General features: G+C 72.3%; 23 protein-coding genes and 1 tRNA gene. 15 read left to right on the top strand and 9 right to left on the bottom strand.

The window, feature by feature from the left end:
- Window positions 1-93: 93 nt before the first annotated feature.
- The gene (locus tag C3486_RS32110; protein WP_103836386.1) at window positions 94-1,743 is read right to left on the bottom strand and encodes a glycosyltransferase family 39 protein; all 1,650 of its coding nucleotides are present in this window, start codon (window positions 1,741-1,743) and stop codon (window positions 94-96) included.
- A gap of 116 nt (window positions 1,744-1,859) precedes the next feature.
- Here C3486_RS32110 and C3486_RS32105 point away from each other — a divergent pair, with 116 nt between their 5' ends.
- The gene (locus C3486_RS32105; protein WP_258053126.1) at window positions 1,860-3,197 is read left to right on the top strand and encodes a glycosyltransferase 87 family protein; all 1,338 of its coding nucleotides are present in this window, start codon (window positions 1,860-1,862) and stop codon (window positions 3,195-3,197) included.
- A 10-nt stretch (window positions 3,198-3,207) separates the two neighbouring features.
- On the top strand, window positions 3,208-4,098 hold the full coding sequence (locus tag C3486_RS32100) for an alpha/beta fold hydrolase (protein WP_258053125.1): 891 nt from the start codon (window positions 3,208-3,210) through the stop codon (window positions 4,096-4,098).
- 190 nt (window positions 4,099-4,288) lie between these two features.
- Here the strand turns inward: C3486_RS32100 and C3486_RS32095 are convergent, their stop codons facing one another.
- The 6 genes from C3486_RS32095 to C3486_RS37040 all read right to left on the bottom strand — a co-directional run bounded on the left by C3486_RS32095 (window position 4,289) and on the right by C3486_RS37040 (window position 10,467).
- Entirely contained in the window at window positions 4,289-4,870 is a 582-nt protein-coding gene (locus tag C3486_RS32095; RefSeq protein ID WP_103836384.1) for an STAS domain-containing protein, read from the bottom strand.
- A 332-nt stretch (window positions 4,871-5,202) separates the two neighbouring features.
- Window positions 5,203-5,811: a hypothetical protein gene (locus C3486_RS32090; RefSeq protein WP_103836383.1), complete on the bottom strand. Its 609-nt coding sequence runs from the start codon at window positions 5,809-5,811 to the stop codon at window positions 5,203-5,205.
- 293 nt (window positions 5,812-6,104) lie between these two features.
- Window positions 6,105-7,496 (bottom strand): FAD-binding oxidoreductase, encoded by a 1,392-nt coding sequence (locus tag C3486_RS32085; protein WP_103836382.1) that lies wholly within the window; start codon window positions 7,494-7,496, stop codon window positions 6,105-6,107.
- 217 nt (window positions 7,497-7,713) lie between these two features.
- Complete coding sequence (locus tag C3486_RS38655; RefSeq protein ID WP_103836381.1) at window positions 7,714-8,460, bottom strand: Crp/Fnr family transcriptional regulator; 747 nt, start codon at window positions 8,458-8,460, stop codon at window positions 7,714-7,716.
- Window positions 8,461-8,490: 30 nt separating this feature from the next.
- Window positions 8,491-9,153 carry a chemotaxis protein CheB gene (locus tag C3486_RS32075; protein WP_181138762.1) on the bottom strand — a complete coding sequence of 221 codons (663 nt, stop codon included), beginning with the start codon at window positions 9,151-9,153 and terminating at the stop codon, window positions 8,491-8,493.
- A 744-nt stretch (window positions 9,154-9,897) separates the two neighbouring features.
- Window positions 9,898-10,467: a hypothetical protein gene (locus C3486_RS37040; RefSeq protein WP_146075102.1), complete on the bottom strand. Its 570-nt coding sequence runs from the start codon at window positions 10,465-10,467 to the stop codon at window positions 9,898-9,900.
- A 1,049-nt stretch (window positions 10,468-11,516) separates the two neighbouring features.
- Between C3486_RS37040 and C3486_RS32070 the strand changes: the two genes are divergently transcribed.
- Window positions 11,517-12,131: a nuclease-related domain-containing protein gene (locus C3486_RS32070; protein ID WP_258053124.1), complete on the top strand. Its 615-nt coding sequence runs from the start codon at window positions 11,517-11,519 to the stop codon at window positions 12,129-12,131.
- Window positions 12,132-12,135: 4 nt separating this feature from the next.
- Here C3486_RS32070 and C3486_RS32065 read toward each other — a convergent pair whose 3' ends face one another.
- Window positions 12,136-12,894 carry a GntR family transcriptional regulator gene (locus C3486_RS32065; protein ID WP_103836379.1) on the bottom strand — a complete coding sequence of 253 codons (759 nt, stop codon included), beginning with the start codon at window positions 12,892-12,894 and terminating at the stop codon, window positions 12,136-12,138.
- Between the two features lie 196 nt (window positions 12,895-13,090).
- On the opposite strand from C3486_RS32065, the gene C3486_RS32060 reads away from it, so the two are divergent.
- The 9 genes from C3486_RS32060 (at window position 13,091) to C3486_RS32020 (ending at window position 19,105) form a co-directional block, all read left to right on the top strand.
- Complete coding sequence (locus tag C3486_RS32060; RefSeq protein WP_103836378.1) at window positions 13,091-13,420, top strand: hypothetical protein; 330 nt, start codon at window positions 13,091-13,093, stop codon at window positions 13,418-13,420.
- A gap of 2 nt (window positions 13,421-13,422) precedes the next feature.
- The gene (locus C3486_RS32055) at window positions 13,423-14,769 is read left to right on the top strand and encodes an FtsK/SpoIIIE domain-containing protein (RefSeq protein ID WP_103836377.1); all 1,347 of its coding nucleotides are present in this window, start codon (window positions 13,423-13,425) and stop codon (window positions 14,767-14,769) included.
- Window positions 14,770-14,859: 90 nt separating this feature from the next.
- Window positions 14,860-15,594 carry a DUF2637 domain-containing protein gene (locus C3486_RS32050; protein WP_103836376.1) on the top strand — a complete coding sequence of 245 codons (735 nt, stop codon included), beginning with the start codon at window positions 14,860-14,862 and terminating at the stop codon, window positions 15,592-15,594.
- A gap of 13 nt (window positions 15,595-15,607) precedes the next feature.
- The gene (locus C3486_RS32045) at window positions 15,608-15,796 is read left to right on the top strand and encodes a mobile element transfer protein (RefSeq protein ID WP_103836375.1); all 189 of its coding nucleotides are present in this window, start codon (window positions 15,608-15,610) and stop codon (window positions 15,794-15,796) included.
- Window positions 15,797-15,818: 22 nt separating this feature from the next.
- On the top strand, window positions 15,819-16,088 hold the full coding sequence (locus tag C3486_RS32040; RefSeq protein WP_103836374.1) for a hypothetical protein: 270 nt from the start codon (window positions 15,819-15,821) through the stop codon (window positions 16,086-16,088).
- 92 nt (window positions 16,089-16,180) lie between these two features.
- Window positions 16,181-16,363 (top strand): hypothetical protein, encoded by a 183-nt coding sequence (locus C3486_RS32035; RefSeq protein WP_103836373.1) that lies wholly within the window; start codon window positions 16,181-16,183, stop codon window positions 16,361-16,363.
- Entirely contained in the window at window positions 16,360-17,763 is a 1,404-nt protein-coding gene (repSA, locus tag C3486_RS32030; protein WP_103836372.1) for a replication initiator protein RepSA, read from the top strand. The genes C3486_RS32035 and repSA overlap by 4 nt, the downstream gene beginning before the upstream one ends.
- The gene (locus C3486_RS32025) at window positions 17,760-17,948 is read left to right on the top strand and encodes an AlpA family transcriptional regulator (RefSeq protein ID WP_103836371.1); all 189 of its coding nucleotides are present in this window, start codon (window positions 17,760-17,762) and stop codon (window positions 17,946-17,948) included. The genes repSA and C3486_RS32025 overlap by 4 nt, the downstream gene beginning before the upstream one ends.
- Window positions 17,948-19,105: a site-specific integrase gene (locus tag C3486_RS32020; protein ID WP_103836370.1), complete on the top strand. Its 1,158-nt coding sequence runs from the start codon at window positions 17,948-17,950 to the stop codon at window positions 19,103-19,105. The genes C3486_RS32025 and C3486_RS32020 overlap by 1 nt, the downstream gene beginning before the upstream one ends.
- A gap of 68 nt (window positions 19,106-19,173) precedes the next feature.
- Here the strand turns inward: C3486_RS32020 and C3486_RS32015 are convergent.
- A tRNA-Val gene (locus C3486_RS32015) sits at window positions 19,174-19,248 on the bottom strand.
- A gap of 150 nt (window positions 19,249-19,398) precedes the next feature.
- Between C3486_RS32015 and C3486_RS32010 the strand changes: the two genes are divergently transcribed.
- The 3 genes from C3486_RS32010 to C3486_RS32000 all read left to right on the top strand — a co-directional run bounded on the left by C3486_RS32010 (window position 19,399) and on the right by C3486_RS32000 (window position 22,423).
- Window positions 19,399-20,826 carry a hypothetical protein gene (locus tag C3486_RS32010; RefSeq protein WP_258053123.1) on the top strand — a complete coding sequence of 476 codons (1,428 nt, stop codon included), beginning with the start codon at window positions 19,399-19,401 and terminating at the stop codon, window positions 20,824-20,826.
- Between the two features lie 300 nt (window positions 20,827-21,126).
- Complete coding sequence (locus tag C3486_RS32005; protein WP_258053122.1) at window positions 21,127-21,765, top strand: DUF4383 domain-containing protein; 639 nt, start codon at window positions 21,127-21,129, stop codon at window positions 21,763-21,765.
- A gap of 19 nt (window positions 21,766-21,784) precedes the next feature.
- On the top strand, window positions 21,785-22,423 hold the full coding sequence (locus C3486_RS32000; protein ID WP_103836387.1) for a bifunctional 4-hydroxy-2-oxoglutarate aldolase/2-dehydro-3-deoxy-phosphogluconate aldolase: 639 nt from the start codon (window positions 21,785-21,787) through the stop codon (window positions 22,421-22,423).
- The last annotated feature ends 257 nt before the right edge of the window (window positions 22,424-22,680 follow it).

Genomic DNA, 22,680 nt, shown 5'->3' with positions numbered 1-22,680 from the left:
ACGGGCCTCGCCGGTTGCGCCGTACGCCTCAGGGGTGTCTGCCGTACTCCCCGAGAGCCGCTGCCGCACTCCTCACGAGTGGCCCCGCGCGCCTCAGGAGTGCTGCCGTACCCAGACCTCGATGCGGCGGCCGCGGGTCTCGGTGCTGCTGACGCGGGTGAAGTCCGCCGCCAGCACCCGCTTCTTCATCGCCTCGCGCGCCGGCACCGGCCGGGAAGCGGGCGGCGCGGCATCCGTGACCACCACGAGCCGGCGGTGCGCGCGCATCCCGGCCCTGATGCGTGCGGGCGTGTGCTCGACGCCCTTGAGCGTGCCGCCGGCCACCGGCCCCTCCCGCAGCGCGAGGTCGTCGAGCCCTTCGAAGGCGGCCGGGCTCACCAGCTTCGTGTCGCGCCGGGCCGCCGGCACGAAGAGCACCCCGTCCCCGGCGTGCGCCCGCGCGGCGACCGCCCCGGCAGGCCGCAGGACGTCGTCCGCCCGGCTCTGCGCCGTCCGCAGCCCCGTCTCCACCGGCAGCAGCGCCACGAACCCGAGGGCCGTCACCCCGGCCAGCAGCGCCCCGGCGCGCAGCCGGGGCCGGCGCGCGGCGGCGGCCCGTACGGCCGTCGCGACGGCCAGGCCGGCCGGCAGCGCGAACCCGATGTTGGTGAAGAGCACATAGCGGTCCAGGTAGAGCGGCCGTACCAGGGAGGCGAGCAGCAGGGTGGCCTGCGGCGCGACGAGCAGCGGCAGCCCGGCCGACGCGACGGACAGCGCGGCCGGCCGCTTCCCGGGCGCGCCCGCGTGCCGTTCCCCGTACCCCACCGGGCTTCCGTGGCCGCGCCCGTACGGCACCCGCGCGCACACGAAGCCGACGGCCACCAGTGCGGCGATGCCGAGGAGCGTGGTCCAGGCGACCGGCTTGATCCAGGAGACCTGCTGGGCCTGTGAGCGGCTGGCCAGCACCAGGGGCAGCGCCCCGGCCACCGCGAGCGCGGCGGCGGCGGACCAGCGCGCGAGGACGCCGCGCAGGCCGCGGCGGCGGGCGAGCAGCACGGTCACCGCGTGCCCGGCGAGCGCCGCCAGCGAGAACCAGTTCAGCAGGGCGGCGCCGAGCATGGCGGCGGCGTACCCGGCCCACCAGCCCCGGCCGCGGGGGCGCCGACCCGTCAGCGCCGCCTCCCGGACCGCGCCCGCGCCGCCGGCCAGGCACCAGGTGGCGACCGCGACCGCGGCGGTCACCAGGGCGTAGGCGCGGCCCTCCTGCGCGTAGTGCTGGATGTTGGGGACCAGCGCGAGGACGAGGCCGGCGGCGAGCCCGGTCCACGGTCCGGCCAGCCGCCGTCCGGTGGCCGCCGTCGCCGCCGCCGCGACCGCCACGGCCAGGACCGACGGCAGCCGCAGGGCCACCAGGCCGGGGCCGCCCAGCGCGAAGACGCCGTGCATCAGCAGGTAGTAGAGGCCGTGCACGACGTCGACGTGGCCCAGCAGGTGCCAGATCCCGGGCACCGAGCGCCGGGCCGCCTGCCAGGTCGCCGCCTCGTCCCGCCACATGCTGTGCTCGCGGGTGAGGCCCCAGCAGCCCAGCGCGAGCGCGAGCAGCGCGGGGAGCAGGGGGACCAGCGCCGCCCTGACCGCGGAACCGCTGCCCGCCGAGGCCGCCGGGCGCTGCCTCGGCCGCTGCGCCTGCCGCGCCGGTGAGTGGTCGGCGGGGGCCGTGGCGCGGGCCGGGCGGGTCGGTATCGGGGCGAGATCAGCGGACATGCGCGGCACTCTACACTCCACGTATACACATCGCGTATACGCATCAGGCATAGCTCTTTGCGGGGCTGCCGCCGACCGCGTCGAGGAGAGGGAGCCGACCGAATGAGGGAAAGCCGGTGAGGGGAAACCGGGGCCCGCTGGCCGCCGTGCTCTGCGCCTGGGTGCTCACCCGCCTGTGGCTCGTGCCCGCCGCGCTGAAGCTCGGCCCGTTCCGCGGCGACGGCGGCCTCGACCCGTCCGTGGACCGCGTCTACCGCTCCTGGTACGCGGTGCTGACCTCCGGCACCTTCCCGGCACACGACGTCAGCTGGCAGTACCCGCCGGGCGCCGCCCTCCCCCTGCTCTCCCCCGCCCTCGCGCCCCGCCTCGACTACGGGCACGCCTTCGTCCTCGGCGCGGCCCTGTGCGACGCGGCGGCCTTCGCGCTGCTGCTGCGCACCGCCGTACGCCGCGGGCGCGGGTCCGGCCCGGCGCCCGCCGGGCGGCTCGCCGGACGCGGTTCCGGCCGGGCGTCGGCCACCCCGTTCGCCGGGCCCTGGATGTGGACCGCGGGCACGGCACTGCTCGGCACCGTGCCATGGAACCGCTTCGACCTGCACGTCACCGCGGTCGCCATGGCCGCGCTGGTGATCGCGTCGTCCCGGCCCTCCGCGCGCGCCTGGGCGGACCGCGCGTTCGGGGCGCTGACCGCGCTCGGCGCCCTGATCAAGGTGTGGCCCGTGCTGCTGCTCCTCGGTACGCGGCGGGGCCGCCGCACCCGTACCGCCTGGGTGACGGCCGCCGCCGGCGCGGCCCTGCTCGCCGTAGCCTCCACCCTGGCGATGCCGCACGCCTTCGCGTTCCTGTCGGCGCAGACCGCGCGCGGCATCCAGATCGAGTCGGTCGGAGCCCTGCCCTTCCACGTCGCCCGGCACTTCGGCTGGCGCGGCACCTGGGCCGCCAAGGACGGCTCCCACGAGTTCGTCGGCCCGTACGTCCCCGAAGTCACCGTCGCCATGCAGGCGCTGACCGTACTGAGCCTGGCGTGGCTGCTGTGGTGGCGGCACCGGCGGACGGCGGACGGCGCCCCGTGGGTGCTGCCGGACGCGGCGCTCACCGCGACGCTCCTCTTCGTGGTCACCAGCCGGGTGATCAGCCCGCAGTACATGATCTGGCTGGTCGGGCTGACGGCCGTCTGCCTGCTGCACCCGGACACCACGCAACGGCCGGTCGCCTGGCTACTGCTGGCCGCCTGTGTGTGCACGACGCTGGACTTCCCGCTCCTCTACCGCGAACTGCGGGACGACGCCGACTGGTTGGCCCTCGCCAACCTCGCGGCACGCAACCTGCTGCTGCTCACCGCGGCCGGCCTGTCGGCGGTACGGCTCCATCGGCACACCACCGGCGACGGGCAGCGAAGTGACCGACTCCGCCCGATCTACCCCACCCTTCCCCTGTCCACGGCAAAAATGTGATCATGGCACCATGAGCAGCGATATGAGGATGCCCGCAGACTTCGGAGCCGCAGCGCCGGAACCGGCCGGCACGGACCCGGGCGTCGAGACCGGCACCGCGCCCGTGGCGGGCGGCGAGCTGTACTACGAGGCGGCCGGCTCGGGCCCGGTACTGGTACTGCTGCACGAGGGCATGCTCGATCTGACCATGTGGGACGAGCAGTTCCACTGGCTGGCGCGCGCGGGCTACCGGGTGGTCCGGTACGACGCGCGGGGCCACGGCCGCTCCTCGCTGGTCGACGGGGAGTACGCGCACCACGAGGACCTCCGGGCGCTGCTCGCCCATCTCGGCGTCGCCCGCGCGACGTTGATCGGCCACTCGCACGGCGCGCGCGTCGCGCTGGACTGCGCACTGGCGTACCCGGACGCCGTGGCCGCGCTCGTCCTGGCCGCGCCCGGCATCAGCGGCCGGTCGTTCTCCGACCCGTTCCTGCTGGAGCACATCCGGGAGCAGGTGGCGGCGGTGAGCCTGCCGGGCGGCGTGAAGCTCTTCATCGAGCACTTCCTGCGGATGTGGGTGGACGGGCCGCACCGCGACCCGGCCGCGGTCGACCCGGCCCTGCGGGAACGGATCCGGGCGACGGCGCTGGCCACCGTGACCGCGCACGCCGAGGGGATGGGGCGCGGCGCGGCGTTCGAGGTCGGCGCTGCCGACCGGCTGGCGGAGATCCGGGTGCCGACCCTCGTGATGGACGGCGACCTGGACAGCACCGACATCTCGGCCAACGCGCATGCCGTGGCACTCGCGGTGCCGGGTGCCCGGCGGGCCCGCATCCCCGCCGCCGGCCACATGGTGAATTTGGAGAACGCCGCGGAGTTCGACCGCGAACTGGCCGAATTCCTGCGGACCGCCGCGTACTGACAGGGCGGGCCGGCACGGGTGCCGGTGCCGGAGCCTCCGGTCCCCGCGGGCGGGTGGCGCGTCCGCGGGGACCGGCGTACGGGGTACCGGCGTCACCGGCGTCACTAGCCGGAGGACGCGCCGACCGGCGTACCGGGTGCCGGCGGTCCGGATTCCGGCGTGCCGGGTGCCGGCGTACCGGATGCCAGTGTCAGTAGCCGGAGGACGCGTCGTCCACCAGCCCGGCCAGCTCGAACGGCTCGCTGAGCGCGGCCAGTTTGAGCAGCCGGATCACGACGGGCCGGAGGTTCAGCAGCACCAGGCGGCCGCCTCGCGCCGCCACCTTGTCCCGCAGCCGGCAGAGCAGGTCCAGGCCGCTGCAGTCCATGAACGTGACGTGGCGCAGATCGATCAGCATGGTCTTCTCGTGCGGCACGGCGGCCGTCCCGCCGCCGGTCCCGGACCCCAGCAGCCCGTCGGGCAGCTCGTCCGGCCGCTCGGCCGAGGCGGCTCCGGAAAACGCCGCGGGATACGCCGTCGGCAGCGGCACCACTTCGGCCGGCGCTCCGGGGCGCACCTCGGGCAGTGCGTTCACCACCGGGACGGTCTTCGGAATCCCTCTCGGCGCCGTACGCGGCCGGGGCGCGGGAATCACCACGGTCCGGCGCAGCGCATACAGCACGTTCAGTGCCAGCAGGAGGTCGGTTTCGATGCGTAGTGCCATGGCCAGGTCGAGTTCGCCATTGAGCGCCAGGACGACCGTGTCGCCACCCTGGCGAACGGTTACCTGCACGTCGGCGTCGCTTCCCCCCACGTCACCCCCAGTTGTGCTTAAGGCCGTATCGAACACGGCGATGGGCCGATGCGCACCAGGGTCTGGGATGCACAGGCACCGTAACCGGGCAACGCGAAGCAGAATCGATCAGCCGGGAAAGAACGCCTCTGTCGGGTGAATTTTCGCCAGGCAGCTTGACGGCACCCCAAAGGCCCGCGGTGACCGAATGACCTCGGATAATTCCACGGGAACTCCGGAACTCTGCATTTATGCAAGAGATTTCCGCCGCGGAAAAGAATAGGGGGTGACGGCGACCGGTCAAGCATTCCGCGGCCGTGTCGCCGCGGGTTTCAGCCCTCCGCGACCAGGTCCCTGACGACCGGCTCCGCCGCCATGCCGCGCGCCGCGACGGGCAGCGGGACGACGGACCCCGCACCGTCCGGCTCCGGCCCGGCCCCCGCGCGCTCGGGAGCGGCCGCCGTGCGGTCGGGAGCCGCCGCCGACGCCAGCTCGCCGACCACCGGGAAGGGGCGGCGAAAGGTCACGGCGAGCGTGCCGTCCGTACGGCGCTGCACCCGCAGCCGTCCGCCGGCGCCCGCGTCCCCGGGGGCCGGGACGGGCTCCTCGCCGGCCGGCTCCTCGGCCGCCCGGCACGCGTCCCGGCCGTCGGCGTCCCGGTCGTCCACCCGTACCGCGCACTGCCCGCCGTCGACCTCGATGGTGAGGCGGTACCCGTCGGCGCTGCCGTGCGCCAGCACGTAGGCCGTCGCCCTGGCCAGGTCCGCGACCACGGACGCGGCCCCCTCCCCCGCGGCGCCGAGCGCGTCCAGCACCGCACCGGCAAGGACGGTGGCCTCCTTGTCACTTCCGGGCCGCCGCCGCGCGCTGAGCGCCCAGCGGAACGCGGGGGCGCGGCCGGCGACCGGGGACATCGGGGAGACGGCCGTACTCTGCTCCATGGCCGGACCCTGCTCTCCTTCGGAAGCGGACTTCTCTGCCGGTCTGCCGTGCGCGCCGGAAGCGCGAAACGGCAGGTGACCGGGGTCCGGGGCCACTGGGGCTCACCATAGAACTCACGATCGACGGGGAAGCCGCCAATTCCGGCCACTTGCTCCCTTGCCGATCACTTCCGTCCCGTACGCCCTCCGCATGCCACGCCCGCCCCTCGCGTCACGGCTCCGGCGCAGGAAGTCACCACGGCTGCATAACCGACAGATGGGGCGGCACACGGCCGCTGCGCCGGCCGGCTCGGCTAGCCGAGCCGGCCGGGGCGGATCGTGTGGCTGGGGCGGAAGACCTGGTCCGGGTCGTACTGCGCCTTCACCGCCGCGAGCCGCTCGTGGTTGTCCGCGCCGACCCCGGCGACCACGCGCTCGCCGCCCTCGTCCCCGATGAAGTTGAGGTACACCGCCCCCGTCGACCACGGCCGTACGTCGTCGCGCAGGCCGCGTGCCCAGCGCCGGGCGCGCTCGTCGTCGGCGGGGTCCTCCCACAGGCCCAGCGGGTGCACCGCCCACGGCGCCGTCCGCCAGGGCACCGGGTAGCCGGCGTCGCCCCGCGCGACCGCGCCGCCCTGCGGCAGCAGCAGGTGCTGGGACGGCGAGGGCACGACCATGTCGCCGGCGCGCGCGCAGAAGGCGTCGACGGCCGGTCCCGGCAGCTCGGCCAGGTACTCGGCCGACCAGTAGTTCCGGTAGCCGGGCGGATCGTCGAGCAGGCACTGGAACTCGGCGTACGGCATGTCCGCGATCAGCTCGCCCTCGTGCTTCAGGTCCAGCATCGGCGCGATGACCTCCCGGGCCTCCGCCAGTGGCCCGGCGTACGTGAGCAGGCACGCGCACGTCAGACGCCCCGTCAGACGGTCCGGCACGAAGGGCTCGTCGGGGCCGGTGAGATACAGCAGCCCGCCGCCGACCTCGTCCGGCGCCGTCGCCATGAAGTCGCGGTAGGCGCGCATGACCTCGGGCCCGGCCTCCGGGCGCCACAGCAGCAGCGCGAAGCTGAACGCGGGCAGCTCGTGCAGCCGCAGCGTGAACGAGGTGGCGACGCCGAAGTTGCCGCCGCCCCCGTGCAGCGCCCAGAACAGCTCGGGGTGCTCCTTCTCGTCGGCCCGCACGACCTCACCGGCCGCCGTCACCAGCTCGACCTCCTGGAGGTTGTCGCAGGTCAGGCCGTACTTCCGCTCCAGCCAGCCGGAACCGCCGCCGAGCGTGTAGCCGCCGACGCCGGTGGTGGACACCCGCCCGCCGGTCGTCGCCAGGCCGTACGCGGCGGCCGCCCGGTCCAGGTCCGCCATCGTCGCGCCGCCGCCGACGCGTACCGTGCGGCTCCCGGGGTCGGCCACCGCGCCGTTCATCCGCCGCAGGTCGACGACGAGGCCGCCGTCGTTGACCGCCTTGCCGGCGACGCCGTGGCCGCCGCCGCGCACCGTGATCTCCAGGCCCTGCTCACGCGCGAAGCGCACGGCCCGGACGACGTCCTCGACGCCGGCACACCCGGCGATGACCGCGGGCCGCCGGTCGATCATCGCGTTGAACACGCCCCGCGCGGCGTCGTACGCCGGATCCCCCGGCGTGATCACCTCACCCGCGAACCCGGCCCGCAGACCGTCCAGCGCCGCTTCGTTCATCTCACGGGATGCCATCAGATACCCCCCTGGTATCCGCCCGGTCCGTCCCCCGTCGCTGGGAGCGTAGCGCCGCAGACACGCCCCGCCAGCCCGTCCGGCAGGGGTACTTGCCGATGGTGCGGGGGGGGCCGGCGTCCGCCGGGGCCGCCGTGCGGACCAGCGGCCGCGCCGGGAATCAGCGGCCCCGCTCGGGGCCGACGGCCTCGCCCGGGTCCCATGGCTCTGCCCGGGATCAGCGGCCGCGCCCGGGGCCGGGCGGGAACTCGGTGTCGACGACCTCGCGGAGCGTGCGGTAGCAGCCGCACGCGCGGGACTCCAGCCGCTCGCGGTCCAGCACGGTGATCACGCCGCGGCGGTAGCTGATGCAGCCCTCGTCGGCCAGGGCGCCGGCGACCTCGCTGACCGAGGAGCGGCGCACCGCGAGCATCTGCGCGAGGAACTTCTGCGTGAGCTCGAACTGGTTGCTGTGCATCCGGTCGGCCGTCATCAGCAGCCAGCGGGCGCACCGCTCGCGGGTGCGGTGGCTGCGGTTGCAGGCGGCGTTCCGCGCGAGCTGGGTGAACATCGTCTGGGTGTAGCGCTGCATGGTCTGCTGGAGCACGCCGTCGACGACGGCGAGCGCGTCACGGAAGCGGTCCGCGTCCATCCGCAGGCCCCACCCGGCGACCTGGCAGACCGACCGCTCCGTCGGGATGCCGACGCCGAGGAAGACGGGGAGCCCGACCATGCCCTCGTCGCCGACGGTGGCGACCTCCACGCCCGGCCCCTCCGCCTCGGCCAGCTCGGCCACGATCGAGCAGACGCCAAGCACGGGGAACCACACGGACTCGATCCGCTTGCCGGGCTCGTACAGCGGCTGGGACAGGCTCAGGTCAACCCGCTCCAGATCGGGCCGCAGCCGTTCCCGCTCCGGTTCCGGCAGGGCGGCCAGGATGCGGTTGCGCGTGAGGTCTTCGGAGCCGGCTGCGCTGCCCGTCATGGCGTGCTCGCCTCGCCTTTCGTCCAGTCGTCAGCCGGCGGCGGCCGTCGGCGGGATCACCGTTGCCCAGGGCGGCAACGACACCCTCATCAGCCCCGCGGCGCCCGGCACCATCACCAGGCTGACCAGCGCATGGGCCAGCACCGGCAGGGGCAGTACGAAGTCTACGCAGCCGGTCGCGATCGCGGCGCGAGGCATGCCGAACGCCTCCGAGGTGGCGAGGTCCTGGGCGAGCACCCGCCCGCCGGCCCCTCGCACGTGCCGCACCCCGAGCGCCCCGTCGTCCATCCGCCCGGTGAGCACAGCGGCCAGCAGCCGGGGCCCGAACGCGGCAGCGGCCGAGGCGAACACCTGGTCCGCCTCGTCGTGGCCCGTCACGGGGTACAGCGCGGCCTTCCCCTCGGACGTGAAGGACGCCGCATGCCCGGCCGGTACGACGTACACCACGCCGCCCGTCAGCCGGTCACCGTCCTCCAGGGTCCGCACCGGCAGCGCCGAGCGGTACCCCAGCACTCTCGCGAGCGAATCCCGCTCCCGCACCGGCCGGTGCTGCACCAGCACCACGGCCGCCGGGAACGTGTCGGGCAACGCCGCCAGGATCTCCAGGTAGGCACTGACCCCGCCGAGCGAAGCAGCAAGACACACCACATCGAAGGCGGCAGCACCCCCCGCCTTCTGCACGGTACCGAACACAACCCCCACTGTAATGCCCGCCACCGAACACAGTCACGCCCCCGCCAAAGCCACCATGCCGCGCGCCGTCGACGTCGGACCGGAACGACGAAGACCCCCCGTCAAGATCGACGAGGGGTCTTCGCGCTGGTGGGCACAACAGGATTTGAACCTGTGACATCTGCTTTGTAAGTTCACCCAGCCATCTGCCGGGGCCTGTGTGACGCACCGCTCCGGGACCGCATCGGCCCGCTCGCGTCTCCCGTCGTCCGCCGATGTTGATGTCAGCCGTAGATGTCAGCGGCCTTCTCTGACCGGCTCGATGACATCGGCCCACACACGCGTTTCCCAAGGGTTGCCGACCACTCCGAGCCGTGCGGCCACCACGTCATCAAGGAAGCGTGCGGTGGTGATCTCCAGAGCCTCGTGTGGCCACCAAAGGGAGTCACACTCAGTGCACAGTGCGAAGGTGGTCTCGTCGTTTTTGAAGCGGTACGGATGGACCCAGTCCTGATCGCATCGCGGGCACTGTCGCAACGAGGAGCACATGCAGCACACGCTACGTGTGCCCCTCGTTGCGAACTACCGGCAGTGAGGTTGCTGGGATCTGCTGAGCAGGTCAGCCAGTTGCCGTCGGGCGCTGAGCGCCATGGGTGGTCGCGCTGGTTGCTGTACTCCTGTGCTGCACAGCAACCGAGCACCGGCTTAAGGAGCGAGGTTGGGGTGATCATCGGCCTGCCCTTGGGGTGCAAGGCGCCGTACGTACTATCGACTGGCGCCAACCAGCACCACCCGAGCAGCCTCCTGGAACAGGTGACTGGCTTCGACGAAGTTGTCCCAGGCTTCATCCATTCGGTCCACCTCATCCTGCGTGGTCATGGAGGGGTGGTGACGTATGTCCCGCAACCGACTTTCGAGCATCCTGGCAGTGCGGAAGACTTGTCCTGCAGCTCTGATCATGCCGTCCGGCCCGAGCACGGATACTTGACTGCTCACGTCGTTCAGGTCTTCGAGAGCTTGGCTATACGTCGCAACTCTGGCCTGCCACTGAGGGTCCGGGTCCTCGAAGCGGCTTTGCAGAACTGCGTCTGCTGCTCGTTCAGCCTTTTGAACCGCTGCGATGTGCGCGCTGTAGGCAGCCTGGCGTTGCTGGCGCAACCAGTGCCCGTGCTCAGCTGCGGACTGATCCAAGACTTGCTGCCGTGTCGCTTCGGCGGTTCTTTCCGCTCCAACTCTGGCACCCTTCACGGCGCCAATTGCTCCCGCTATCGCACCACCAAGAGCGCCCACCATGCCCGCCACGCCAGCAACCAGCGCCGCTATCCCCTCATCCATGTGATCAAGGATGCATTACTCGCTACCTCAGTCCTCCCCGACGTGGTCACGGGAGCGGAGCGCCCACCCAGCTTCCCTGGTTGCCATCCCGTCTGCCGTCGTCCCACACACCGTGGAGCGGGCTTGGCCCCTGGTGTCCAGGTGGAGCGCGCCACTGTACGAACGACCTGGACGCCAGGGGCCAAGTCTGCTCGGCTCTGCCTGGGATGACGGCAGACGGGATGGCAGCTCCCCACCTGCACCCCATTCGACCCGCACCCGCCTGCCGGCCCCCTGCCATCCTGGAGCCTGAGGCCCCCGCCGGAGGCACCTCTTTGACCCGCACCCTCCCAACACCTCCCCCACCCCTCCCGCCCCCTTCTCGCCGCTCTTCGGGGCTCCCCAATGGGTACGCCCTGAGCCAAGGGGCTCGGTGGGCTGCTTCGCCGTCCTGGTGGTGGGCTTCCGGCCGGTCCTGGTGCGGCTGGGCGGTGGTGTCGGCCGGTGGGGAATGCTGCTCGTTCCGGCGCTGCTTTGGGCGGGACAAAGCGTGAAGCGAATCACCCCGCGGCTACTTCCGGTGGCGCGGGGCCGGGGGCCGGGCGGAGCGGGCCGAAGGCAGGAGCGGCGCCCGAGCCCCGTGCCCGCGCCGGCCCGCAGTGCGGGCCGGTGGGGTGTGATTCGTAGCGGCGGCTGGACAAGCCGTTGGCCTGCGCGCCGGATGCCGAAGGCAAGAGCCCCCGCCGGGCCAGAACCTACGCCGGGCCGCTTCATGGGCCTGGTCGGATTGCCCGGCCTCCATGAAAGGTGACTGCTGGCCTCAACCGAACGCCCATGGGCCTCAACGGCGAGTTCCAGCGAACGGCGCCAGGTGGGCCCGGCAGGGAACGGCACCCCTCAGCGAGAGACCCAGGAGTGATCCCCCCACCCCCTCCCCGGCCGAAGGCCGGGGCTTGATGAGGTAGAGAAACCTGTAACAGCTCTCCTCCCCCACCGCTCAATGCCGTCTTGCCGTGGCGACGTACGCATGCTGCCCTGAACTGCCGTAACTGATCAGCAGGAAGGCAGGGATGATGCACGAAGATCTGGCCTTGAATAAGCCGGGTGCCGCCGTGCGCCAGAAGATCCTGGAACTGGAGCCCAACGGCCTGAGACGGATGGTCGCCCGACTGTCGCCAAAGTCTGAGATCCGCTCCTGGACAGACGGACTGATCGGAGAGCGGGCCACAGCACGACGGCTCAACAAGTTACGTTCGCGCGAGTGGCATGTCCTGCACGCCATCCAGTGGGCGAGCGGAACTGACGTAGATCACTTGGCCATCGGCCCTGCCGGCGTCTTCACGATCAACTCAAAGCGGCACAAGGGCAAGACGGTCTGGTACGGCGATCACGCCATCACCGTGAACCGTGCCCCCACTCGGCACATCGCGATCAGCCAGCACGAGGCACAGCGCGTGGAGAAGATCCTCAGTCGGCATTGCGCTGTGCCTGTACCCGTCCGGCCTGTCATCTCGGTCGTGGACGCCGCCAAAGTCAGCGTGAAGAACTCGGCTCCGCCCGTACTCGTCGTCGACGTTGCCAACCTGGACCGCCTGCTGTCCGGAATGACGCCCGTACTGCCCCCGCAGACCGTTGCGCGCATCTTCGAGGTGGCGCGTCAGCCCGACACCTGGTCGTCGCAGTGATCGGCTACGCGTCGAAGTCGTACTCAAGCACGTAGGAAGCGGAGTCAAGGGTCATCTCATTGACCTCGACAGGGCGGCCTCCGTCGGCGAATGCGGTCCGGCAGATGAGCATCACCGGCGTGCCCATGGAGAGGTTGAGCCGCTTCGCTTCGTCCTGGGAGGGCATGCGGGACCGTACCTCTTCGCGGAAGTGGACCGGCTTGGCTCCGAGTTCCGCAAGGCGGGCGTACGTACCGCCCGGCCCCGTGTCCTCCTGGGTAATGGCCGAGCCCGCGACGAGCTCTGCAGGCAGGTAGCTCGTGGCCAGCAGGACCGGCTTCCCGTCGAGGACGAATCGCCGGTTGCGCACGCAGACGGCCGACTCCGGGGAGATATCCAGGACGCTCGCGATCCGCTCGGGAGTCCGCTCCTCAGTGACGGTGACCTGATCCACGGTGAGCTGTCGGCCCTCGGTGTCGGCCGACCAGATCGAGCGGCCCGAGCCCCACTGCTCTTGGGAGAGGCGCTGGATGCCGCGCCGCCGCAGCGGCCGGAAGGCCCGAACGAATACGCCGGCACCCTTGCGTGACTCCGCGAGCCCCTCGTTCTGCAGGACCCCAAGAGCCTGTCGGGCCGTCATCCGGGCCACGTCGTACTTCGCCATGAGGTCGTTCTCGCCTGGCAAGCGGTCACCAGGGCCGTACTCACCTGCCTTGATTGCCTCCCGAAGCGCGTCAGCAATGCGCTGATACTTCGGCTGTCGGGCACCGTCATTCGCGGTCATTGCGTCTCCCTCCTTCCTTCTTCTCTAGACAGCCTAGGACATACGTCCGTCGCTGCATCCGGGCCTGGTGCCCCATCCCGCCACGCGCGAACCTCTCTATACATCTCCATTGACATCTCTAGAGACGTGCGCTTCACTCGTAGATGTCTAGAGAGGTCGCCAGCAGGGGCGGCTTCCCAGCAACAAGGGGTGTTCCATGCCTTCGTTCAAGATCGACACGTCGACCGCCGTGGTGTTCGTCGCGACCGCGCCGACCCCGAAGCTCGTGAACAAGCAGACCGGCGAGCGGGCCGTGGATCGGGAGACCGGCGCGGGCCTGTCCACGGTGGGCCTGCTGATCTCCGATGAGGGGGAGGGCAACCTGTACCAGGTGACCGTCCCGGAGACCGGCCTCCCGGAGGGGCTGACCCCGGGCACGCCGGTCTCCGTGGTCGGGCTGAAGGCGCGGGACTGGGAGAACGAGTTCAACGGCCAGAAGCGGCACGGCATCTCGTTCCGCGCGACGTCGGTTGTGGCGGCGGTCTGATCATGACGGACCTGACCACGGTGCTGGAGGCCACCGGTGCTCTCGCCGGTGTCGGTGGCCTCGGCTACGCCAAGGGCCACGCTCCGCGCGTGTACTGGTCGCTGGTGGGGCTGCCGGTCACGGTGGGCCGGTTCACCTGGACGTATGGCACCACGATGGACGTGTGCGGGCTGACGGTGCAGCCGTCGAAGCTGCGGGCGTTCATGGTCCGCAACGTCGCCCGCCGCGAGGTCCAGCCGGTCCCGCCCAAGGTCCGCCGGGTGCGAGGCACCTCCACCGGCCTCATCGCCACGCTGCGGCTCCCGGCCGGGCTGGAGACCTCCGACATCGCGGCGGCCACCGAACGGCTGCGGCACGCCTGGGGCGTTCACTCCGTGACCGTCGCCGAGACCAAGCCCGGCGTGGTGGAACTGCGGATGACCGGCTACGACGTGCTGCGCCGGGTGAAGATGCCGCGCCGGCGGACGGCCTCGGGCCCGATGGTGGTGCCGGTGGCGCTGCGGGAGGACGGGTCGGTGTTCGTGCGCGACTACCGGCAGGTTCCCCACAGTCTGACCCTGGGCGCCACGCTGTCGGGCAAGTCCATGTACCAGCGCAACCTGGTCTGCGAGCTGGCCAAGCTGGACGTGGGGCTGGTCGGGATCGACTGCAAGCGCGGGGTGGAGCACAGCACCTACGCCCCGCGCCTCTCCGCCCTGGCCACCACCCCCGAAGAGGCCTCACAGGTCCTGGATGCGCTGGTGGAGGAGATGGAAAGGCGCTTCGACCTCCTCAGCGCCTATGGCGTCTCGGACCTGTGGGCCCTGCCCGAGGACGTCCGCCCGGTCCCGCTGGTGCTGCTGGTGGACGAGGTGGCGGAGCTGTTCTTGACCACCGCGAGAAAGGAGGAGGAACGCCGGGACCGGATGGTCATGCAGATGGTGCGGCTGGGCCAGCTCGCCCGCGCGATCGGCATCTACCTGGAGGTCTGCGGCCAGCGCTTCGGCTCGGAACTGGGCAAGGGCGCCACCACGCTCCGCGCCCAGCTCACCGGCCGCGTCGTCCACCGCGTGAACGACAAGCAGACCGCCGAAATGGGCCTGAACGACATCTCGCCTGAGGCGGTGGCCGCCGCCACCTCCATCGCCGCCAACCGGCCCGGCGTCGCGGTGGCCGGGGACTCCTCCGGCGGCTGGTCCCGCATCCGCACCGCCGAGACCACCCCCGCCCAGGCCGCAGCCGTCTGCCGGGAGTACGCCCACCTGGTCCCGGACCTGCCCTTCCTGGCCCCGTTCCGCCCGCACGTGCCGGCCGAACCAGCCGCCGATGACGCGCCCTCGTTGATCAAGCCCCAGCCCGTCACCGAGTAACCCCCACCTCCACCCCCGGTTGGCGTGACCGTCTCGCGCCAGGTCCCTACCCCTCCCATGCCAAAAACCTGACCTTGGAAGGAGGACACGATGACCAAGCCACAGGCCGAACGCACCGCGATCCTCGTCGCCGGGGCCGTGATCATGATTCTCACGATCGCCGCGTTCTGGCTCTCCTACGCCCACCTCGCCTCGGTCGCCCAGTCCCACGGCCTCGGCTCCTCCCCGGTACGCCGGTGGGCCTGGCCGGGCACCATCGACCTGTTCATCCTGGCCGGTGAGGTCCTGATGTTCCGCGCCGCGCTCCGCCACGTGACCGACTGGTGGGCCATCGGCCTCACCGTCGCCGGGTCCCTCGGCAGCATCGGCCTCAACGTCGCAGGCGTCGGCACCCACGCCCCGCTCCTGGACTACGTGGTCGCCGCCGTGCCGCCGTCCGCCGCGCTGCTGGCCTTCGGCGCCCTCATGCGACAGGTCCACACCCTCGTCATCGAACCGACACCGGAGACCGAACCCGTCCCCGAGCCGGTCACCGTCGAGCGCGCCCCGGAGCCGCCCCCGGTCGAACTGCCCGCGCCGGAAACGGGGCCCGAAGAAGCGCCGGAGGCAGCAGAAGAGCCGTCGCCGGAGCCCGTAGCGGTCGCGCCTTCGCCCCGGCCTGCCCCGTCGGCGCCCGCGGTCCCGCCGGCACTGCTGGACCACGCCCGCAAGGTCGCCGACACCCACCAGGCCGCCACCGGCACCCCGATCGACGCGGACACCCTCCGCGCCCGGCTCGGCGTCCCGCCGGTCCTCGCCGAAGCCATCTCCGCCCAACTCCCCTGAAAGGACACCTGACATGCCCCGTCCGAACCGCTTCTTCGACTTACGGCGCATCGGCCCCGTCCAGGTCGGCTCCTACCACGACGGCCGTGGACGCACCAAGCACACCGCGTCCTGCACCGCGCCCGGTTGCGGCTTCTCGGTCGAGAAGTGGGACCGCTCCGCCGCCGACCTCGCCGCCCGCACCCACCGCTGCAACCCCTGACGCCGAAGAGGAGGGAAGCGTCATGCGTCACCCGGACGCCCAGCTCCGCGCCAACCACCGACCGGCCGACCTGATTCCGCCCGGCATCCACCCCGGTGACGTCGTCGTCATCCAGGCCCCGCCCCGCTCCTACGCCGGACCGATCCTGCTGACCATCACGATCGCCGTCGGAGCGTCCCTGGTCCTGATCGTCCTCGCCGTGACGTTCCAGATCGCGGCCGCGGCTGCCGCAGCCGCCGTCCCCACCGTGGGCGGCGCCGGCATCAGCCTCAAGCTCGCCCGCAAGCGCTAAGCGGCCCCCGGGGCGGCCTCAACCGCCAAGTTTCCGCCGCCCCGGGCGCCTGACCCCTTCCAGATCCGCAGACCCGAAAGGGAGTCCTCATCATGCCCGAGACCCGCCCCGCCGGCACCCGGCTCTGCCCCGACTGCGACGGCTTCCCCACCGTCGCCATCACCACCGGCCAGCGCCGCCCCGACGGCTCCCGCCAGACCCTCACCGTCACCTGCCGCACATGCGAAGGCACCGGCACCGTGACCCGCCGTGCAGCTCGCGAGGTGGCCGCGTGAGTGACGCCGCCACCCTGGCGGGCCTGGACCCGACCACCCTGAGGGACCTCCTCCGGGTGGCCGGGTCCCCCGGCTTCGACCGCTGGCAGGACCAGATCCGCCGCACCGGAGGCTGCTCCGACCCGATCCACCTCACCGGCGCCACCAAGACCGTCGATCGGGCCACCGGCACCGTTCTGCATGCCTACTCCACCGACGCCGAACCTGGCGGGCGGCTCCGGGTGGCCTGCGGCAACCGCCGCGCCTCGCGCTGCCCCTCCTGCGCCTGGACCTACGCGGGGGACACCTACCACCTCATCCGCGCCGGGCTCACCGGCGACGAAGCCAAGGGCACGCCGGAGACCGTCCGCGACCACCCGCGCGTCTTCGCCACCTTCACCGCGCCGTCCTTCGGCCCGGTGCACAACCGTCCCGACAAGGGCCACCGTCCCTGCCGCTGCGGCGTCCACCACCAGGAGGACGCGCCCGAACTCGGGACCGCGCTGGATCCGGAGAGCTATGACTACGCGGGGGCGGTGCTGTGGAACAACCACGCCGGACACCTGTGGCGGTACGTCACCATCTATCTCCCCCGCGAACTGGCCAAGCGCGCCGGCATCACGCAGAAGGCGCTCAAGGAGCAGCTGCGGGTCTCCTACGGCAAGGTCGCCGAGTACCAAAAGCGGGGGGCCATCCACTTCCACGCCGTCATCCGCTTCGACGGACCCGACGGCCCCGACACCGCCCCTCCGGCCTGGGCCACCCACGATCTGCTCACCGACGCCCTGCGGGCCGCGGCTGCCCGCGCGGAGATCGAGGTGCCCTCGGCAGGTGACCAGCCTGCCCGCACCCTGCGCTGGGGCACCCAGCTCGATGTCCGGCCCATCGGCGCCTTCGGCGCGGGCGAAGATCTGACCGAGCAGGCCGTGGCCTCCTACGTGGCCAAGTACGCCACCAAGGCCGCCGAGACCACCGGCACCGTCGACCGCCGCATCGGCGAACTGCGCGAGCTGGACAAGCTCCCCGACCTGCCAGACCACACCCGCCGCCTGATCCGCGCCTGCCGCGACCTGGACAAGCTGTACCCGGACCGGAAGCTGTGGCAGTGGGCCCACATGCTTGGCTTCCGCGGCCACTTCTCCACCAAGTCCCGCCGCTACTCCACCACCCTCGGCGCCCTTCGCCAGGTCCGCGCCGACTACCGCGCCGCCCAGCAACGCGCCGCCCTCGGCCTCCCCGACCCCGACGACCACCCCGAAGCCACCACCCGCGTCCTCGCCCACTGGGCCTACGCCGGACACGGCCACACCCCCGGCGAATCCTGGCTCGCCGCCAACATCGCCCGCGAGATCCAAGCCAACCGCGACCTCGCCAAGGAAGTACGCGCCGAACTCGACACCGAAGGAGACGACTGGTCATGACTGCCGCCACTGACGAGCTGCTGACGGTGCCGGAGGTCATGACCCGGCTCAAGCTCGGCCGCTCCACCATCTACGACCTGATCCGCTCGCGGCGCCTGGTCTCCATCAAGGTCGGACGCGCCCGCCGTATCCCCCTCTCCTCTCTCCGCGACTTCATCGCCGACCAGATTGCCGAGGCCGCCTGATGACACAGCAACGCAAGCGCAACCCCAACGGCGCCGGCACCATCACCAAGCGCAAGGACGGCCGCTACCAGGCCGCCGTCTACGTCCTCCAGCCCGATGGCACGCGAGCCCGGAAGTTCGCCTACGGCAAGACGTGGGCCGAGTGTGACGCCAAGCGTCGTGACCTGCTGGCCAAGGTGGATAACGGTGTGCCGGTGCCCACGCGGTCGGCGAAGCTCGCTGAGTGGCTGCCGTACTGGCTGGAGAACATCATCAAGCCGCGTCGGAAGCGCACGACGTACGCGAAGTACGAGGTACACGTGCGGCTCTACCTGGTGCCCATGCTCGGCACCAAGCGGCTCGAATCGCTGAGCGTCGGGGACGTGCGGCGCTTCCTGGGCCAGGTCGAGCGGAAGAAGTCGGCTGCCACTGCCAAGGAGTCGCACCGGGTGCTGCGTACCGCGCTGATGGCGGCCTGCCGTGAGGAGCTGATCACGCGGAACGTCGCCACGCTCGTTGAGCCGCCGTCGCCGGAGTCCCGGGACCTCTCCCCCTGGTCGCTGGACGAGACCCTGGCGTTCCTGTCGGCGTCCCGGGGCGACTCCCTCTACGCGGCCTTCGTGCTGGCCATCGCGCTCGGCTTCCGGCGGGGTGAGATCGTCGGACTTCGGTGGTCGGACGTCGACCTGGACAAGCGGGAGATCCGGGTTCGGAAGCAGCGGCAGCGGGTCCGTGGTGAGGCGTACGACGATGATCCGAAGGGGCGCCGTCGTCGGCAGACTTTGCCCCTGCCGGCCATGTGCCTCGCGCCTCTCCGGTGGCAGCGGATGCGGCAGGCCGCCATGCGGGAGCGGGCCGGGAAGGACTGGGAAGAGACGGACTACGTGTTCACGACTCGGACCGGGAAGCCGATCGAGCCCCGGAACCTGTACCGGTCGTTCACCCGGGTTGCGAAGAATGCCGACCTTCGGGTGATCCGGCTGCACGATGCCCGGCACGGGTGCGCGACGCTGCTGACCGCCGCCGGCGTCGCCCCGCGTGTCGTGATGGAGATTCTGGGGCACAGCCAGATCGCGATCACGATGAACACGTACACGCACGTCGTGCAGGACACGCAGCGTGAGGCCGTGAGTCACATGGACCGGCTGCTGCTCCGGAGGCGTCCTGAAAGTCGCTGATCAGCGGCGTTGATGTCGAATCTGGATGTCAAAGGCCCCCAGCCTTGATCGGCTGGGGGCCTTCGCGCTGGTGGGCACAACAGGATTTGAACCTGTGACATCTGCTTTGTAAGAGCAGCGCTCTACCGCTGAGCTATGCGCCCGGATGAACCGACAGACTACCTTGCCTGCGGGGATGGTTCGCAAACCCGGTCGGGGCGGCGTCCGGATGGTGAACCGACCGGCCGGTGTGTTCGTCCGTACCGGGTGGGAGAATGGCTTCGGGCCTGGGGCGACGCGATCGGGAGAGGGTTGTGACGGCGACATACACGCGGCCGTACGAGCAGCGAGCACGTCGTCGGTCCGTGGAGCGCGCCCCGGTGCGTCGGCGTGGTCGGGCGGGTGCGGCGGTGCGGGACGTGGTGGCGTGGGTGCTGCTGCCGGTTCCGGTGCTGGCCGTGGCGGCGGTCGGTGGGGGGATGATGGCGTTCGCCGGGGGCGGGACACGACGGTGGTTCGGGCGCGGGGAGAGCCAGCGCGCCGAGGCGCAGGCGGCGAAGGACGCCGCGGCCGCCGCGTTCTACGAGCTGGACACCGCGCAGCGGGACCTGCGGATCTCGATCGAGACGATCACGGCGGTGGACGATTCCGCCGGGGCGCGGCGGGCCGCCGAGGGGTACGCGGAGCTGAGCCGGCGGATCGACGAGGTGAGCCGTACCTATATCGCGGCCGTGGACGCCCATGACCTGGATCGTGATGATCTCGACGGTGGCGCTGCCTCGCGGGCGCGCACCGACCTGACCCGGGCGAAGGACGAGCTGACGGCGGTCGGCAAGGACCTGGAGCGGTTCGCGCAGGGGCTCGGGCCGCTGCTGCAGGCCGCCGAGACGCAGCTCGCGCGGCTGGCGCCCGCGGTGGAGCGGGCGCGGCAGGCGCTGCTCGCGGCGACGCAGGCGCTGGACGCGGTCAGAGCGAGCGGCCTGAGAGCCGACGACCTCGCGGCGCGGCTGGCGGCGCTGTCGCCGGAGCTGACCAAGCTGAACCAGGGCGCCGGGCAGCACGGCGTGCAGGAGACGATCCGGCGCGCCGACGACGTGCTGCGGCGGGCCGAGGCGGTGCGTACGGAGGCGGAGCGGCTGCCGGAGAAGGCCGCTGAGATCGACAAGCGGCTGGTGTCGCTGCGGACCCGGGCGCAGGCGATCACGACGCGGGCGGGCGGCGTCGACCCCGTACTGAGCGAGCTGCGGCGGCGGTACAGCGCGGCGTGCTGGCAGGACCTGCAGCAGGTGCCGCAGCAGGCGGCGGACGCCGTGCGGCAGGCGGAAGTGAAGCTGCGCGAGGCGCAGGCCGCGCGGGACGAGCAGCGGTGGGCGGACGCGACGAGCCTGCTGGCGACCGTACGGGCGCTGCTGAACACCACGGACGAGGCGGTCTCGGCCGCCGGTGACCGGCTGCGGCGGCTGGACGAGGTCTCCTTCGACCGGCAGAAGGAGGTCGAGCGGACACGGTTCGCGATCCGGGACGCGCAGCGGCTGGCGATGGCGGGCCGCAGTACGCCGGACCCGCGGCACGCGCGCCCGCTGGACGAGGCGGTGGCGCGGCTGGAGCGCGCCGAGGCCGGGCTCGAGGGCAGCCGGCACCCGGACTGGTGGCACTTCCTGACCGAGACGGAGGCGGTCAGGGAGACCGCGGCCCGGGTGGTCCGGGCGATCCGCGAGGAGCGCGGCGGCACGGCCGGCTGAGCTGGCAGGCCCCCCTGCCTCGGGCCGCCACGCCCGCAGGCCCCGCACCGGCCCTGCTCCCACTCACAGGCCCCGCACCGGCCCCCGCTCCCGCTCCCACTCGCAGGTCCCGCACCGGTCCCGCTCCCGCTCGCAGGCCCCGCACCGGCCCCCGCAGGCCCCGCACCGGCCCCGTTCGCTCCCGCAGGCCCCCGCTCCCTCCGCGTCGTCCTGCGATGGCGTCTCCGTCTCCTTCGGCGGAAGCTGGACAGGAGTGCGGTTTCGGGAGCCGCCCGTCCGTCTGTGCAAAGGAGACCGGTCATGGCTGTCGGCCATGCTCTTCGCGGGCCTTTCCACCGTCCCCGGCGGCGGCGCATCACGCTCGACGAGCACCTGCCCGTCGACCACCGGCTGAGCCGGGTCTACCGGTTCGGCGCCGGGCTCATGGGCCTGGTGCTCGTCGCCTTCGGCATTCTCGGCCTGATCGACCGGATCGGCTTCTTCGACACCGGCGGCGACACGGTCGCGGGCCTGAACACCAACGGCGCGCTGAGCGTGCTCTCCATCGTCATCGGGCTGCTGCTCTTCGCGGGAATGGTCATCGGCGGGAACGTCGCCTCCACCCTGAACGCCGTACTCGGCGTCGCCTTCCTGCTGAGCGGCTTCGCCAACCTGGCCGTACTGGAGACCGGCTTCAACTTCCTCGCCTTCCGCCTCCAGAACGTCCTCTTCAGCTTCGTCGTCGGACTGATGCTGCTGGTCTTCGGCATGTACGGCCGGGTCAGCGGCGGCCTGCCGCACGACAACCCGTACTGGCGCGCCCGCCACCCGGACCAGGTGCCGCGCTCCGCCCGGCTGAACCCGCAGCAGGCAGCGCTGCTGCGGAAGGCCCGGCGGGAGGGCACGCTGCCGCGCGCCGGTACGCGGCGGGGCGGTACGCGGCACGGGCAAGGGGCATGACGCAATCATGGACTTGGTCATGGGCTTCGGCGCAGCGCTCCGGGCCGGGCGACTCGTCGCCGTCATCCGCGGCAAGGACCCGGAGGCGTCCTTCCGTACGGTCATGGCCCTGGCCGAGGAGGGGGTGCGGCTGATCGAGGTCTCGCTCAGCGGCGCTGACGCGCTCGGTGTCATCCGGCGGGCGCGGCAGGAGCTGGGCCCGGACGCGTGGCTGGGTGCCGGCACGGTCACCACCGCCGAGGACGTCGTACGGGCCGCCGGGGCCGGCGCGAACCTCGCGGTCACGCCGGGGCTGGGCGCGGGCGTCGACGAGTGCGTGCGGCGGGAGCTGCCAGTGGTGGCCGGGGTGCTGACGCCGACCGAGGTGATCGCGGCGCGGGCGGCCGGCGCGACGGCCCTGAAGCTCTTCCCCGCCTCCCTCGGCGGCCCCGCGTACCTGAAGACGCTGCGGGCGCCCTTCCCCGAGCTGCCGTTCGTGCCGGTGGGCGGGGTGGACGCGGCGGCGGCCCGCGCGTACCTGGCGGCCGGCGCGGTGGCGGTGGGCGTCGGCTCGCCGCTGATCGGGGACGCGGCGGACGGCGGCGACCTGGACGGACTGCGCCGCCGCGCGGCCGACTTCCTCACGGTGTGCGCGGAGGGCGCGGAAGGGCTGGCGTGAGCGGGACGGGAACGGAAGCGGGACGGGAACGGAAGCGGGACGGGAGCGGGACGGGAACGGAAGCGGGACGGCTTCCGGAACGGCAGGCGCGCCCGGCGCGGCCCCACCCGGACGGCCCCGCCGTGCCGACCGGCCCCATCCGACGGCCACACCGTGCCGACGGGCCTCGCCCGACAGCCCCACCGGGCAGCTCCACCCTGCCGACCGCCCCACCCGGCACCCCCGCACGTGCCCGAAGGCCCCACCCGGGCACCCCC

This window comes from Streptomyces sp. Ru73, assembly GCF_002920575.1.
Taxonomy (GTDB): domain Bacteria; phylum Actinomycetota; class Actinomycetes; order Streptomycetales; family Streptomycetaceae; genus Streptomyces.
Note: the sequence above shows the minus strand (reverse complement) of the source record. Positions and strands in the feature narration are given on the sequence as shown.

What these genes read in the sequence shown, in the direction of transcription:
- C3486_RS32110 (WP_103836386.1), bottom strand. Translation starts at nt 1,743, where the DNA reads ATGTCCGCTGATCTCGCCCCGATACCGACCCGCCCGGCCCGCGCCACG.
- C3486_RS32100 (WP_258053125.1), top strand. Translation starts at nt 3,208, where the DNA reads ATGAGCAGCGATATGAGGATGCCCGCAGACTTCGGAGCCGCAGCGCCG.
- C3486_RS32090 (WP_103836383.1), bottom strand. Translation starts at nt 5,811, where the DNA reads ATGGAGCAGAGTACGGCCGTCTCCCCGATGTCCCCGGTCGCCGGCCGC.
- C3486_RS32085 (WP_103836382.1), bottom strand. Translation starts at nt 7,496, where the DNA reads ATGGCATCCCGTGAGATGAACGAAGCGGCGCTGGACGGTCTGCGGGCC.
- C3486_RS38655 (WP_103836381.1), bottom strand. Translation starts at nt 8,460, where the DNA reads ATGACGGGCAGCGCAGCCGGCTCCGAAGACCTCACGCGCAACCGCATC.
- C3486_RS37040 (WP_146075102.1), bottom strand. Translation starts at nt 10,467, where the DNA reads ATGGATGAGGGGATAGCGGCGCTGGTTGCTGGCGTGGCGGGCATGGTG.
- C3486_RS32070 (WP_258053124.1), top strand. Translation starts at nt 11,517, where the DNA reads ATGATGCACGAAGATCTGGCCTTGAATAAGCCGGGTGCCGCCGTGCGC.
- C3486_RS32065 (WP_103836379.1), bottom strand. Translation starts at nt 12,894, where the DNA reads ATGACCGCGAATGACGGTGCCCGACAGCCGAAGTATCAGCGCATTGCT.
- C3486_RS32060 (WP_103836378.1), top strand. Translation starts at nt 13,091, where the DNA reads ATGCCTTCGTTCAAGATCGACACGTCGACCGCCGTGGTGTTCGTCGCG.
- C3486_RS32055 (WP_103836377.1), top strand. Translation starts at nt 13,423, where the DNA reads ATGACGGACCTGACCACGGTGCTGGAGGCCACCGGTGCTCTCGCCGGT.
- C3486_RS32050 (WP_103836376.1), top strand. Translation starts at nt 14,860, where the DNA reads ATGACCAAGCCACAGGCCGAACGCACCGCGATCCTCGTCGCCGGGGCC.
- C3486_RS32045 (WP_103836375.1), top strand. Translation starts at nt 15,608, where the DNA reads ATGCCCCGTCCGAACCGCTTCTTCGACTTACGGCGCATCGGCCCCGTC.
- C3486_RS32040 (WP_103836374.1), top strand. Translation starts at nt 15,819, where the DNA reads ATGCGTCACCCGGACGCCCAGCTCCGCGCCAACCACCGACCGGCCGAC.
- C3486_RS32035 (WP_103836373.1), top strand. Translation starts at nt 16,181, where the DNA reads ATGCCCGAGACCCGCCCCGCCGGCACCCGGCTCTGCCCCGACTGCGAC.
- C3486_RS32025 (WP_103836371.1), top strand. Translation starts at nt 17,760, where the DNA reads ATGACTGCCGCCACTGACGAGCTGCTGACGGTGCCGGAGGTCATGACC.
- C3486_RS32020 (WP_103836370.1), top strand. Translation starts at nt 17,948, where the DNA reads ATGACACAGCAACGCAAGCGCAACCCCAACGGCGCCGGCACCATCACC.
- C3486_RS32005 (WP_258053122.1), top strand. Translation starts at nt 21,127, where the DNA reads ATGGCTGTCGGCCATGCTCTTCGCGGGCCTTTCCACCGTCCCCGGCGG.
- C3486_RS32000 (WP_103836387.1), top strand. Translation starts at nt 21,785, where the DNA reads ATGGGCTTCGGCGCAGCGCTCCGGGCCGGGCGACTCGTCGCCGTCATC.